The organism is Flavobacterium sp. FG19, assembly GCF_057809475.1.
The window spans coordinates 113,442-127,397 of sequence record NZ_JBMDKA010000001.1 but is presented as its reverse complement, the minus strand read 5'-3'; the positions used below and the strand labels follow the sequence as shown (position 1 = coordinate 127,397).

The window sequence follows — 13,956 nt, the reverse complement described above, 5'->3', positions numbered from 1 at the left end:
AATAATTATTTTGTGCCGTTAGAAAAAAGATTTATTAAACTTTTAACGTCGATTTTACACAATTGTTGCAGCTCCGTAACGCTTCCGTGTTCAATAAATTCGTCGGGAATGCCCAAAACCTGGATACTGTTTTTAAAATTATGCGATGCCCCAAACTCTAAAACGGCACTTCCGAAACCGCCTTTTTGGGCTCCGTCTTCGATCGTTATTATGCTTTCGTATGTTGAAAAAATATGTTGTAATACATTGATGTCGAGTGGTTTAATGAATGGAAAGTCATAATGCGCAATTTCCTCTGAATTAGGACATTGTTTCAGGGCTGTAATTACATTATTTCCGATTGTTCCGGTTGATAAAACGGCAGTTTTAGTACCTTTTTTTAAGCATTCAGCTTCACCGATTTTAATTTTTTCGTATTGTCCGAAATTTTCTACTTCCCAGTTTTCAAGAACTCCGCGGCCTCTTGGATACCGGATTGCAATAGGATTATTCAGGCCTGATTGGGCGGTATAGAGAATGTTTTGAAGTGCTTTTTCATTAATTGGCGCATAGATGATCATATTGGGAATAGAACGCAGGTACGAAATATCAAAAACACCATGATGAGTCGCACCGTCTTCGCCCACTAATCCGGCCCTGTCAAGACAGAAAATTACAGGTAAATTCTGTAATGCCACATCGTGTATCACCTGATCGTAGGCACGCTGTAAAAAAGTAGAATAAATATTGCAGTACACTATCATGCCCTGAGTTGCCATTCCGGCAGCAAGGGTTACGGCATGCTGTTCTGCAATTCCCACGTCAAAAGCACGTTCAGGCAGTTCTTCCATCATAAATTTTAATGAACTTCCTGATGGCATTGCCGGTGTGATTCCAATAATTTTTTCATTCTTTTTGGCTAAATCTAAAATAGTCAGACCAAAAACATCCTGAAATTTAGGCGGAAGATTTTCTTCCGGTCTGGAATGGATTTCTCCGGTCGAAGCATCAAATTTTCCAGGAGCATGATATTTCACCTGATTTTCTTCGGCCTGCTGTAACCCCTTTCCCTTTGTGGTTACTATATGCAGGAATTTAGGGCCTTTTATCTTTTTTAACCGGTTGAGTTCTTTGATTAAAGTCGGAAAATCATGTCCGTCAATTGGCCCCGAATAATCAAAATTCAGCGACTTTATAATATTGTTTTGTTTTGGGTTTTTCCCGTTTTTAACAGCTGTCAGGTACTTTTTTAAAGCCCCTACACTGGGATCAATTCCGATAGCATTATCGTTTAAAATTACCAGAATATTAGCATCAGTGACCCCGGCATGATTCAAACCTTCAAAAGCCATTCCGCTGGCAATAGAAGCGTCGCCAATTACGGCAATATGTTCCTTTTCAAAATCACCTTTCAGTCTGGAAGCAATAGCCATTCCGAGTGCTGCAGAAATAGAAGTAGAAGAGTGCCCGACACCAAAAGTATCGTAAATACTTTCGTCCCGTTTTGGAAAACCCGAAATACCGCCAAGCTGTCTGTTCGTGTGGAAATTTTCCCTTCTTTCGGTTAAGATTTTATGACCGTACGCCTGATGTCCAACGTCCCAAACTAGTAAATCATCCGGAGTATTAAAAACATAATGCAGGGCAATGGTCAGTTCAATTACCCCCAGACTGGCACCTAAATGACCTTCTTTTACCGAAACCACATCAATAATAAACTGACGTAATTCCTGTGCAATCTGAGGAAGCTGTTGTTCCTGAAGCAGACGTAAATCGGCTGGATTATATATGTGGGAAAGTAAATCGCTTTTCATTGTAAGGTAAAAAGCAAATTTACGGTTTTTAAATTTTTTATCAGCGGGATATTTGCATAATCTCTACTGCAGTACGATTGGCAGGGAATACTGTCTCTTTACTTTTTTGCCATTAATTTCTCCGGGCTGCCATTTGGGACATGAATTTAAAACCCGGATAATTTCATCTTCCAGAGGTTTGTCAATAGCCGGTACAGACTGAAGAAAAGATACGGAACCATTTTTTTCTACCGCAAAAGAGAGGTTTATTTTGAGTTTGTAAATTCCCGATTCTTCAGGTTTTTTAAATTCCTTTGCAAAAAAAGTGTAAAACTGATCAATACCGCCCGGGAATTCTGCATTGGTTTCAATGGCAGTTCCACCGTTATAAACGGGTTCCTCTGCTGTTTTTTTAGAATTTGATTTAGCAGCAGGCTTTTCTTCTTTTGTGTTAGTTACTGGATTTTTAACAAATTTAACCTGATCTGTTTTTGGCGGCGGCGGCGGCGGCGGTAAAACAGCATGAGCAGAATCATTTGGATCAAAGGGGACTTCTCCAACTGAAATGACTTCGGCTGTTGTATCTTTTACAACTTCTACTTTGTCAATTTTCTGTTTTTGCCCGTCTTTATTCTGACAGCTGAACAATGAAGTTCCCATCACTGTAAATAAAGCGAGCAGAAACATTTTATAATAATTAGTTTGTGTGTAAAACACCTGATTAGGAATTTGAATGGTTATAGTATCCAGCTGTGATTTTCTAAATCTGCCGCAGATTTTATGGTTTTGATTCTGCGCAAAAAAATGCTGAATTTCTTCCGGCAGCATCGATGTAAAGTCAACAACCGTTTTTGAACAGCTCATGCAGAAACGTCCGTTTTCAGCCGGCGTCATTTTATTCCAGTCTTCCCGACAAGGTTCGGGAAGGGTTATTTTATATTTTTTGTCCATTATTTAATTGTAAGAGCTAAAAAATACGACGAACGTACAATTTTGTTTTTGAATTTTCCGGGAATCCAGTTTGGAGTCTTTTTTAAAACTTTAACAGCTTCTTCCCCAATTTTTTGAGGTGTACCTTTCACAATATTAAAATTGCTTAAACTGCCGTCTTTTTCTACAACGAATAAAATATAGATTTTTCCCCGAAATTTTTCTGTTTCCTTAGGAGCAGTGTAATGTTCAGTAAAAAAATCATAGAATTTTTTTTGTCCGCTTTCAGGAACAGGTAAAACATCCAAATCAGCAGTATCATAAATAATGTCGTAGTGAAAATTTCCTGTTTGAATAGAATTAGGAGGAACAGGCATTCCCATCACAATTCTCTCCTGAGTTTTTTTTGAGTTTACTTTTTTCGATTCGATCTGATGTCCGTAACATGCGGGTAATGCTTCGCTTTCATCCTGATTTTGATCAGTATTATTAACAATCTCGATCTTATTAATACTACTCTTATTTCCATCTTTATCAGAACAGCTAAACAGAGTTGTTCCCATACAAATGAACATTGCAAGAACAAAAATTTTATAATAGCTGGTTTGTGTATATAATACCTGGCTTGGAATCTGAATTATTATCGAATCTAATTGTTCACTTTTAAATCTTCCGCAAATTTTATTACCTTGATTTTGAATGAAAAAATGCTGAATTTCTTCCGGCAGCATCGATGTAAAGTCAACAACCGTTTTTGAACAGCTCATGCAGAAACGGCCGTTTTCAGCCGGCGTCATTTTGTTCCAGTCTTCGTGACAAGGTTCCGGAATGCTGATTTTATAATTTCTTTCCATATTCAAATATCAAAAATTAAATGTAATAAAAAATACGTTGTAAAAATCCTATTTTTGCAGTTATGGAAAATCCTTTTACCGACGAATATTTTATGAAAAAGGCTTTACAGGAAGCCGAAGAAGCTTTTGAAAAAGGCGAAATTCCTGTCGGGGCTGTCATTGTCGTTGCTGATAAAGTAATTGCAAGAAGCCATAACTTAACAGAACTGCTGAATGATGTTACGGCTCATGCCGAAATGCAGTCCATAACTGCGGCCGCAAATTTTCTTGGCGGGAAATATCTAAAAGATTGTACGCTTTACGTAACACTTGAACCCTGCCAGATGTGTGCAGGTGCTTTGTACTGGAGCCAGATTTCTAAAATTGTTTTTGGTGCGAGAGACGAACAGCGTGGTTTTATAAACATGGGAACCAAACTGCACCCAAAAACTACTGTGGTTTCGGGCGTAATGGCTTACGAAGCGGCTGATTTAATGAAACGTTTTTTTCTGGAAAGAAGAAAATAAATACCGAAATTATGACGGACTTTTCAGCAATAAAAAAGCTTTTTGGTATTACTGAATCTAATGGGTTCACAGAAAATGAACTTAAGACTGTAAAAGATATTTTTGGAAATCTTCCGAAAGTTTTTGTTGATTATTATAGCCAATTAGGTAAAATCGAAAATCTAAATAATACTCAGGATTCTTTAAATAAACCAGACCAATTTCAATATTTTAAACATAATGACTATTTGATTTTTTATTGCGAAAATCAAAGAGTTTGTGTCTGGGGAATTCATAGGGATGATTTGTCAACCCCGAATCCTCCCGTTTATATAAGTTATGATGATAAAGAGTGGAAAAAAGAAACCGAAACTTTAATGGATTTCTTTGAAGCTATGGCTTTTCTTCAGGCTGGTTTTGCTTTGGAATATACCGCTGAATGTTTTTATGAAATAGAAGATAAAGATTTAACCTTTATTGCTGAAAATTATAAAAATAAAGGCGTTTCTTTTACACAATGGATAGAAGGGGTTAGTTTCTATGGCAATCATGATGATGAGGTAATTATTGTCATGAGTAATAATCAGCTCTTTTATTCGTCAGCAAGTCAGGAACATTTTACAGAATTGGATAAGGTATTGTCAAAACTGGGAACGGAATTTTAAAGTTTTAAATAAAAAACATTCTGCCTAAAACAAATATCCTCCCAGATAAATACAAATAAATATCATAAAGCAATTAAAACAAACAATATTGTAAAATGTGTTTTCAGAAAAGCCTTTTTTTGAAAGCAGTATTTTTATACTTATTCCTAGTGAAAGCAGTAAAACAAGGCAAGTGTAGAATTGAATCCCGTTAATGCTTAAGCCGCTGGAAAGCAAATCGGTGTAGTCTTTTGTTTTGGACTTTATCTTTGTTACAGACTTGAGTAATGGAGAAGTTTCGATTTTAATATTATTTTCTTCAATATACTCTTTAGTTGTTGAAAAGGTAAATCCTTTGTGAGTAAAATAATGATAGGAAACTTTTTGTTTGGATTTTCCGGAAGTTCGAACAAAGTAATCAGTAATTACATCGTTAGTATTTGAAGAAGGTAAAATATAATAATCTGTAAAAGCAATCAGAATAACAAAAGAGATTACCCCTAATAGATATACAATTACATTTTTGTTTTTTATAATGAATTCATTTTCAGAAGAATATTTTTGAGAATTGGCTGCCATTTTATATGTTTTAAAAAGTGAGAAATATATTATTTTTTATTTTATCAAATACCCTAAAACTTCAACAAAAGTTAAATAACCAGTACTAGAGAATTTTCCTCTTAAAAGATTTAGAAAATAGTTTACTTTTATAATAATTTAATTTGGTTTTTGCTGTTATGGCATTAATAGTCTAAAGATTAAATTACTACTTTATTAACCAATTAACTTAAGTAAAAGTGAAAGCAAAAGGTTTAGTTCTCGTATTTTTTGTGTTTTTTATTTTTCAATCCTGCGGCAGAAAATCAGCTGCCGACTTCAATTCGGATTTTTCATTATTTAAAGATTACATAACCAGTTTTACGGGCGGCATCGTTTCGGCAGACTCTGATATTCGTGTAGTCCTGGCTTTTGATAAAAACGACTGGAAACCTAATCAGGAATTGGACGATGATTTATTAGATATTTCGCCAAGTGTAAAAGGAAAAATTGTTGCGCTTTCAACTAATACTTTAGCTTTTATTCCGGAGAAAAAACTAAAAATGGGAACAGAATATCAAGTTACTTTAAACCTTGATAAACTGACTGCAATTCCAAAAGAAAAAGAAAAGGAACTTTCAAAATTCAATTTTACAGTTAAAACGGTAAAACAGGATTTTACGATCAATACAGGTGATATCCAGTCGTATAGCAAAGAATATCAATATTTAAACTGTGTTTTAAAAACAGCCGATAATATTGATTTGGAAACGGCCCAAAAGCTGGTTGAAGCCAAACATAATGGGAATAACCTTAAAATCAAGTTTGAGAAAACAAATGGTCCTGCAAAAGAATTCCGTTTTATAATTGACAGTATTCAGCGTCAGTCAGAAGCTTCAAATCTAGAGATTATTTATGACGGAAATGATTTTGACATTGACCAGAAAGGACAAATCGATTTCCCGATTACAAGTATCAACGAATTTAAAGTGATTAAGGTTGAAGTTCCGGATGGAAACAATCAGCAGGTTTTGATTAACTTTTCTGAACCTTTAGAAAAAGGACAGGATTTTGCCGGATTGGTTTCGATTCAAAATACCAATAACCTAAAGTTTTCTACACAAGGAAATTTACTAAAAGTATATTTTACCAATCAAAAAGCTCCTAAAAAAGAAGAGCCAATAGCAGTAGCTGTTACAGAACCAGTTGCGGTTACAGTAGACTCAGCTGCTGTTATGGTTGATTCGGCTGCAGTTGCTGTAGATTCAGCAGCCGCAGTTGTAGAAGAAGCTGTTGAATATGTTCCTGATGAAGAACCGGAACAAGTGGTTACGGGAGAATTATTATTGGAAGTTTTTCAAGGAATTGAAAGCCAGTATGGCAAAAAAATGGAAAACAATTACTCAGAAAAAATCTCGTTTGATCAGATAAAACCAAATATCCGCTTTGTTAAAAACGGAACGATTCTGCCAAGCTCGAACAATTTAAAACTGAATTTCGAAGCGGTAAACTTAAGCGCTGTGGATGTAAAAGTGTATAAAATTTACAAAAACAATATTCTTCAGTTTTTACAATATAACGAATTAAACGGCGGACAAAATCTTAAAAAAGTAGCACAGCCAATTGCCAAAACTACACTCAATTTAAGGGAAAGCACGCTCGTCAATCTATCCAAATGGAATACGTATGCTTTGGATTTATCTAAAATAATCAAACCAGAACCAGGAGCAATTTACCGAGTGGAGTTTGTCTACAAAAAGAAATATTCACTGTACAAATGTGAAACATCAGATAGCAGTGACGATGAAGCGGAGGAAGAAGAAGTAGATGAAAATGATGTAAACTACAGTGGAAACTCTTACGACGATTATTACTATTATGATGATTATGACTGGAGAGAAAGCCAGGATCCTTGTACAGGTTCCTATTATTACAATGCAAGAATTGCGACTAACATCTTAGCTTCTGATTTAGGAGTTATTGCCAAAAGAGGCGAAAATAAATCGTATTTGTTTGCCGTAAATAATATCGTGACTACAGAACCAGTTTCAAACGCAAGAGTAGATTTATATAATTTCCAACAACAGAAAATTGCAACTGAGGCGACAAGCAGCGAAGGTATTGCTTCTTTCCAATTAGATAAATTCGCTTATTTTGCCATTGTGACTTTAGGAGATCAGTCAACTTATGTGAAACTGGATGACGGACTTTCATTATCTGTCAGTAATTTTGATGTTGCAGGAGAGACTTTGCAAAAAGGTCTGAAAGGATTTATATACGGAGAAAGAGGTGTTTGGCGTCCAGGAGATAATTTGTATTTATCATTTATCTTGAATGATGCAGCGAATAAACTTCCGAAATCGCATCCAATTAAATTCAGATTGAATGATCCGAATGGGAAAACGGTTTATCAGACTGTTCAAAAAACAAACGATTTAAATCATTACGCTTTTACAGTACCAACCAATCAGGATGCGCCAACAGGAAACTGGGAAGCAATGGTAAGCGTTGGTGGTGCTAAATTCTATAAGAGCATTAAAATAGAAACGATTAAACCGAATCGTTTAAAAATCAAAAATACGTTTAGCAGAAAAACACTTTCGGCATCTTATCCAAATACCGATAATCTGGAAGTAACCTGGCTTCATGGAGCGATTGCGAAAAACCTGAATGTAGAAATGCAGGCTAAATTTTCGCAGCAAACCACCACTTTTAAAGGTTATGAGAAATATACTTTTGATGATCTGGCGCGTCAGTTCAGTACAGAAGAAATTAATGTTTTCTCCGGAAAATTAAATGAAAGCGGAAAAGCATCTGTAAACATTCAGCCAAGACTACAAGGACAGGCACCGGGAATGCTTCGTGCTTCATTCATTACAAAAGTGTATGAAGAAGGCGGAGATTTTAGCACCGATGTGATGTCTACAACCTATTCGCCATACCAAACCTATGTTGGATTAAAAACACCTGAATTAAACAAGTATAATATGCTTGAAACGAGAACAAGCAATCGTTTTGAAGTAGTGACTGTTGATGAAAACGGAAGACCAAGATCTGTTCGTAACCTCGAAGTCAGAGTTTACAAAGTAGACTGGAGATGGTGGTGGGATTCTTCAAGCGATAATTTGTCCAATTATAACTCTTCGAATTCTACAACATCATATAAATCGTTTGTAATTAACACTGATTCCAGCGGAAAAGGAAGTTTTCAGTTTGCTTTGGCAGATGAAGAATGGGGACGTTATTTAATTCGTGTTGAAGACGGGGAAAGCGAACATGCCACTTCTTTAACCGTAAATATCGACTGGCCAATCTGGTCAGGAAAAACACGAAACAGAGATGCTTCAACCGCTAATATGTTGGTGTTTTCTACCGATAAGAAAAACTATGCAGTAGGAGAAAAAGCGCAGATTTCTTTCCCTTCAAGTGAAGGCGGTCGTGCTTTAATTTCTATAGAAAACGGATCAAGAGTTGTACAAACGGTTTGGGCTGAAACCAAAAAAGGAGAAACAAAAGTCGAAATTCCGATTACAGGAGCTATGGCGCCAAATGTATATTTTAATATAACCTTATTGCAACCACACGCTTCAACCAAAAACGATTCGCCAATTCGTATGTATGGAATTGTTCCAATTGAAGTGGTAGATAAAAACACGATTTTAGCTCCAACGTTAAACATGCCTGACGTTCTTAGACCAGAACAGCCGTTTACCGTTAAAGTGGGTGAGAAATCAGGAAAAGAAATGACGTATACGATTGCTGTTGTTGATGAAGGACTTCTAGATTTAACCCGTTTCAAAACACCAAATGCATGGGATAGTTTCTATGTTCGTGAAGCTTTGGGCGTAAAAACCTGGGACGTTTACGATGATGTAATTGGAGCTTACGGCGGAAAAATAAATCAAATTTTCAGTATTGGTGGAGATCAGGATTTAGGTGGCGGAAAAGCGAAAAAAGCCAATCGTTTTAAACCGGTTGTATTGTATTACGGACCATTTAAATTAGGAAAAGGTGAAACAAAATCGCATCAGTTAAAACTTCCAAAATACATTGGTTCAGTTAGAACTATGGTGGTTGCGGGAGATGCCGTAACAAGCGCTTATGGAAGTGCAGAAAAAGCAACACAGGTTAAGAGTCCGCTGATGGTTTTGGCTTCGCTGCCAAGAAAAATTTCGCCATCAGAAAAAGTGACACTTCCGGTTACTGTTTTTGCGACTGAAAACAAGATTAAAAATGTTTCGATTCAGGTAAAAACCAGCAACGGATTAAAAGTAGCAGGAAGTGCCGTTCAAAAACTAAGTTTTGCACAGCCAGATGAGAAAATGGCATATTTCAATTTAGTGGTTGGTTCTGCCACCGGAATTGCAAAAGTTCAGGTTATCGCAACATCAGGAAGTGAGAAATCAACCTATGATGTTGAAATTGATATGACCAATCCAAATCCAGTTACAAGTACCTTTACAGATGTTGTTTTAACACCAAATAGCACTAAAACAATTTCCTGGAAAACGTTTGGAATAGCTGGAAGCAACAAAGCCAGATTGGAAGTTTCGTCTATGCCGTCGATGAATCTGAACGGAAGACTGCAGTTTTTAATTCAGTATCCGCATGGTTGTGTAGAGCAGACTACGTCATCAGTTTTTCCTCAATTGTATTTAGGTGATGTGGCCGATATTGATGCGAAACGAAAAGATTTGATTCAGAAAAACATTGCAGCCGGAATCGCCAGATTAGGGAATTTCCAGTTATCAAATGGAGGAATGCCTTATTGGCAGGGAAATGCGATTGCAGACGATTGGGGAACTTCTTATGCAGGACATTTCTTGATTGAAGCAGAGAAAAAAGGATATGTACTGCCAATTAACTTCAAATCGAAATGGCTGTCCTATCAGCAGAAAGAAGCAAAACAATGGCGTTTTGAACCGAAATACGGAAATGATTTAGCACAGGCGTATCGTTTATACACCTTAGCATTAGCAGGAAATGCCGACTTATCATCAATGAACAGATTGAGAGAAACCAAAGGCATTTCAAATGAAAGTATGCTGCGTTTGGCAGCGGCTTATGTTTTGGCAGGCCAGAAATCGGCTGGACAAAGTTTGTTCTTAAAAACGAGTATTGAAGGAACTTCAGACGGCTACAGTTATTACTACTACGGTTCAAGCGAAAGAAACAGAGCGATGGCATTGGAAACTATGCTTCTTCTGGATCAAAAACAAAAAGCATTTGTAACAGCGACAAAGTTAGCTAAAGAAATGTCGGCCAATCAGTGGATGAGTACCCAGACAACCGCTTATTGTTTGTATGCCATGTCGAAATTTGCAGTGAGCAACGGTCCAAAGGGAATCAATATCCAGTTTAGTAAAAATGGAAAAGCAGAGACAATAAACACGGGTAAATCGGTTGCAGACCGCAGTTTGCCTGTTGCTTCAGGCACAAACAGCATTACGCTTAAAAATAATAAGGCGAATACAGTTTATATTCGTGTATTGAACACAGGAATATTGCCAATTGGACAGGAAAATGCAACACAAAATGATGTTTCGGCTAGTATTGTATTTAAAAACAGAAAAGGAAGTGTCATCAATGTTTCGAGAATCAATCAGGGAACGGAGTTTGTTGCTGAGGTTACGATTAAAAATCAAAGAGGAGAAAGTGTACAGAATGTGGCATTATCGCAGATTCTGCCTTCAGGGTTCGAAATTGTAAATACTCGTTTCACAGATTACGGAGACGCAGTAAATAATATTGCTGATTATATCGATATCCGTGACGACAGAACGAATTTCTATTTCGGATTGAAAGCCAGAGAAACGAAAGTATTCAGAATCCTGCTGAACGCATCGTATCTAGGAAATTATTACCTGCCAGGCTTACAATGCGAAGCGATGTATGATAATACTTTCTTAGCCCGAACAAAAGGATTCTGGGTTGAGGTTGTGAAGTAAAATTTATTAGCCACAGATTAAAAGGATTTTATAAATCTGTGCTCATCAATTTAATCTGTGGCAAAAAAACTTTATGATAAAAAGTCTCCCGCAGATTTTGCAGATCAAGCAGATAAAATAAATGCAGAATCTGCGAGAAAAAAACTTTGTGAGCTTTGCGATAACTTAGCGCCTTTGCGGTTAAAAAAAACAAGCATTGAAAAATAAATTAAAAGCGTTTCTTCAACGCATTCTAAACTGGATAAAAAGAAACAAAATAAAATCAGCAATTGCATTTCTGCTCTTGCTGATTTACTATTTTTCGATACCCCGAACTTTGTTCAAAGAACCGTATTCAACAGTTATAGAAAGCAAAGAAGGAGAATTGCTCGGAGCCAAAATCGCGAGAGACGGACAATGGCGTTTTCCTGCTCAGGACAGTGTTCCGGATAAATTCAAAAAATGTATTGTCTATTTTGAAGACGAATATTTCTATAAACATCCAGGATTTAATCCGGGAGCGATGATTAATGCTTTTAAACAAAATAAAAAAGCGGGTAAAGTGGTTCGAGGTGGAAGTACATTAACACAGCAAGTCATTCGATTATCCCGAAAAGGAAAAAACAGAACTTATTTTGAAAAAATTATCGAAATAATTCTCGCTACAAGATTAGAATTAGGTTATTCTAAACATGAAATTCTGGAAATGTACGCAGCACATGCGCCATTTGGAGGAAATGTTGTAGGATTAGAAATGGCTTCGTGGCGTTATTTTGGCGTTCAGTCGAATCAATTGTCGTGGGCGGAAAATGCAGTTTTGGCCGTTTTGCCAAATGCACCAAGTTTAATTTATCCGGGAAAAAATCAAATTAAATTACTGAATAAAAGAAACCGACTTTTATTAAAACTGCATCAGGAGGGAATTATCGACAAGCAGACATACGAACTTTCGATAGAAGAGCCTTTACCTCAAAAACCGTATGATCTGCCTCAAATTGCACCTCATTTATTGCAGAGAGTGGCTAAAAATGAAGAAGGAACAAGAGTCAAAACTACAATTGATTATGCTTTGCAAAATCGTGTCAATCAGATTGCGCGATATTACTACAATCAATACAAACAGAATGAGGTCCATAATCTGGCGATTTTGGTAATCGATGTTCAGAATAGAAATGTAATGAGTTATGTAGGGAATTCTCCGGCAGACAGCGACCACCAAAAAGATGTAGACATTATCGATGCTCCAAGAAGTACGGGAAGTATTTTGAAACCACTTCTATACGGTGCCATGTTGGATGATGGTGAACTATTGCCGAATACTTTGGTGGCCGATATTCCGACACAGATTTCAGGTTATACACCGCAGAATTTTAATTTGACTTTTGACGGAGCAGTTCCGGCGCATCGTGCTTTATCGCGATCGCTGAACATTCCCGCAGTTTTGATGCTTCAGGAATTTACGGTCAATAAATTTTATGAAGAACTGCAAAAGTTCAAACTGAAGAATATCAATAAAACACCTGATCATTATGGTTTGTCGCTTATTTTGGGAGGTGCCGAAAGTAATTTGTGGGATTTATGCAGAACCTATGCTAATTTATCTTCAACCTTAAATTACTTTACAAAACATCAGGCGAAATACAGAACAAACGAATTTACAGAACTAAATTATAAAAACGATTTTAAGCCCGATTTTGGCTCGGAAACCACTCAAAAGAATATTTTGGGTGCAGGATCAATTTGGCTGACTTACAACGCCATGGAAGAGGTTAATAGGCCTGAAGGAGACGAAGCGTGGAAGTTCTACGACAGTTCTTTAAAGATTGCATGGAAAACCGGAACCAGTTTCGGAAATCGTGATGCATGGGCTATTGGAACTAATTCAGGATATGTAGTTGGAATCTGGGTTGGAAATGCCACTGGAGAAGGACGTCCAACTTTAACCGGAGTTACCAGTGCGGCGCCAATTTTATTTGATGTTTTTAATTTACTGCCAAGACAAAGATGGTTTGATGCGCCTTATAAAGATTTAGCCGAAGTTGAAGTTTGCCGCTTAAGCGGTTATCTGGCTAAAGATAATTGCCCAAAAATCAAGCAATGGGTGACCAAAAAAGGGAAATCGACTAAAGTATGTCCTTATCACAGAACGGTTCATTTGGACAAAGCGGAGCAATTTCAGGTTAACAGCAGTTGTGAAAATATAGATAACATAGTAACCAAAAACTGGTTTGTACTGCCTCCCGTTATGGCGTGGTATTACAAAAGCCAGCATATCGAATATTTACCATTGCCTCCGTTTAAAGAAGGCTGCGAAGGAACACAAAGTGTAACAATGGATTTTATTTATCCAAAAGCAAATAGTAAAATTTATTTGACTAAAGATTTTAATAGTAATGTTCAGCCCGTAATTTTAAAAGTGGCTTATTCTGAAAGGGATAAAGAACTGTTTTGGTATGTCGATGATGTTTATAAAGCCACAACAAAAACATTTCATGAACTTCCTATTACGCCAACGACAGGAATACATTACATTACGGTTGTAGATGCTTCAGGAAATGAAATCAGACGAAAAATTGAGATTGTGAGGGAATAAATTAAAAGTAAATTCCAATTTTTTGAAATTCCAAATTCCAAAAACGTGATTATGAAAAAGAGTGCCTAGCCCAGATAGAAGCGGTATCCTTTTTCTGGTCTCGTTCCTAAAAACGAGACAAGGAAAAGATACAAGCGGATAGCTGGAAATTGCTCCTGATAAAAAATATTTTGCCACGAATTACACAAATTAACACAAATTAATTCGTGTAATT

The 13,956-nt window shown here is 36.6% G+C and carries 9 protein-coding genes; 5 read left to right on the top strand and 4 right to left on the bottom strand.

The genetic code is table 11. From position 1 onward, the window contains the following. Positions 1 to 5: 5 nt before the first annotated feature. The 3 genes from ACODST_RS00555 to ACODST_RS00545 all read right to left on the bottom strand — a co-directional run bounded on the left by ACODST_RS00555 (position 6) and on the right by ACODST_RS00545 (position 3,556). Positions 6 to 1,793 (bottom strand): 1-deoxy-D-xylulose-5-phosphate synthase, encoded by a 1,788-nt coding sequence (locus ACODST_RS00555; RefSeq protein WP_488930168.1) that lies wholly within the window; start codon positions 1,791 to 1,793, stop codon positions 6 to 8. Between the two features lie 63 nt (positions 1,794 to 1,856). Then, entirely contained in the window at positions 1,857 to 2,723 is an 867-nt protein-coding gene (locus ACODST_RS00550) for an energy transducer TonB (RefSeq protein ID WP_488930167.1), read from the bottom strand. Beyond that, positions 2,723 to 3,556 (bottom strand): energy transducer TonB, encoded by an 834-nt coding sequence (locus ACODST_RS00545; protein ID WP_488930166.1) that lies wholly within the window; start codon positions 3,554 to 3,556, stop codon positions 2,723 to 2,725. Before ACODST_RS00545 ends, ACODST_RS00550 begins: the two co-directional genes overlap by 1 nt. A gap of 62 nt (positions 3,557 to 3,618) precedes the next feature. Between ACODST_RS00545 and ACODST_RS00540 the strand changes: the two genes are divergently transcribed. Both ACODST_RS00540 and ACODST_RS00535 read left to right on the top strand, forming a co-directional pair. Beyond that, positions 3,619 to 4,062 carry a nucleoside deaminase gene (locus ACODST_RS00540; RefSeq protein ID WP_488930165.1) on the top strand — a complete coding sequence of 148 codons (444 nt, stop codon included), beginning with the start codon at positions 3,619 to 3,621 and terminating at the stop codon, positions 4,060 to 4,062. An 11-nt stretch (positions 4,063 to 4,073) separates the two neighbouring features. Further along, positions 4,074 to 4,706, top strand: coding sequence for a hypothetical protein (locus tag ACODST_RS00535; protein WP_488930164.1), 633 nt, complete (start codon positions 4,074 to 4,076; stop codon positions 4,704 to 4,706). 24 nt (positions 4,707 to 4,730) lie between these two features. Here the strand turns inward: ACODST_RS00535 and ACODST_RS00530 are convergent, their stop codons facing one another. Next, positions 4,731 to 5,264, bottom strand: coding sequence for a hypothetical protein (locus ACODST_RS00530; RefSeq protein WP_488930163.1), 534 nt, complete (start codon positions 5,262 to 5,264; stop codon positions 4,731 to 4,733). 218 nt (positions 5,265 to 5,482) lie between these two features. Between ACODST_RS00530 and ACODST_RS00525 the strand changes: the two genes are divergently transcribed. Genes ACODST_RS00525 through pbpC form a run of 3 tightly spaced genes read left to right on the top strand, consistent with a single transcriptional unit; the run spans position 5,483 to position 13,742 of the window. Next, positions 5,483 to 11,170, top strand: a complete 5,688-nt coding sequence (locus ACODST_RS00525; RefSeq protein WP_488930162.1) for an alpha-2-macroglobulin family protein — start codon at positions 5,483 to 5,485, stop codon at positions 11,168 to 11,170. A 57-nt stretch (positions 11,171 to 11,227) separates the two neighbouring features. Next, positions 11,228 to 11,377, top strand: a complete 150-nt coding sequence (locus tag ACODST_RS00520; protein ID WP_488930161.1) for a hypothetical protein — start codon at positions 11,228 to 11,230, stop codon at positions 11,375 to 11,377. After that, complete coding sequence (gene pbpC / locus ACODST_RS00515) at positions 11,367 to 13,742, top strand: penicillin-binding protein 1C (RefSeq protein WP_488930160.1); 2,376 nt, start codon at positions 11,367 to 11,369, stop codon at positions 13,740 to 13,742. Before ACODST_RS00520 ends, pbpC begins: the two co-directional genes overlap by 11 nt. Positions 13,743 to 13,956 lie beyond the last annotated feature (214 nt).

Coding starts and splice junctions, on each gene's coding strand:
- ACODST_RS00545 (WP_488930166.1), bottom strand. CDS start 3,556: ATGGAAAGAAATTATAAAATCAGCATTCCGGAACCTTGTCACGAAGAC.
- ACODST_RS00550 (WP_488930167.1), bottom strand. CDS start 2,723: ATGGACAAAAAATATAAAATAACCCTTCCCGAACCTTGTCGGGAAGAC.
- ACODST_RS00530 (WP_488930163.1), bottom strand. CDS start 5,264: ATGGCAGCCAATTCTCAAAAATATTCTTCTGAAAATGAATTCATTATA.
- ACODST_RS00535 (WP_488930164.1), top strand. CDS start 4,074: ATGACGGACTTTTCAGCAATAAAAAAGCTTTTTGGTATTACTGAATCT.
- ACODST_RS00555 (WP_488930168.1), bottom strand. CDS start 1,793: ATGAAAAGCGATTTACTTTCCCACATATATAATCCAGCCGATTTACGT.
- ACODST_RS00540 (WP_488930165.1), top strand. CDS start 3,619: ATGGAAAATCCTTTTACCGACGAATATTTTATGAAAAAGGCTTTACAG.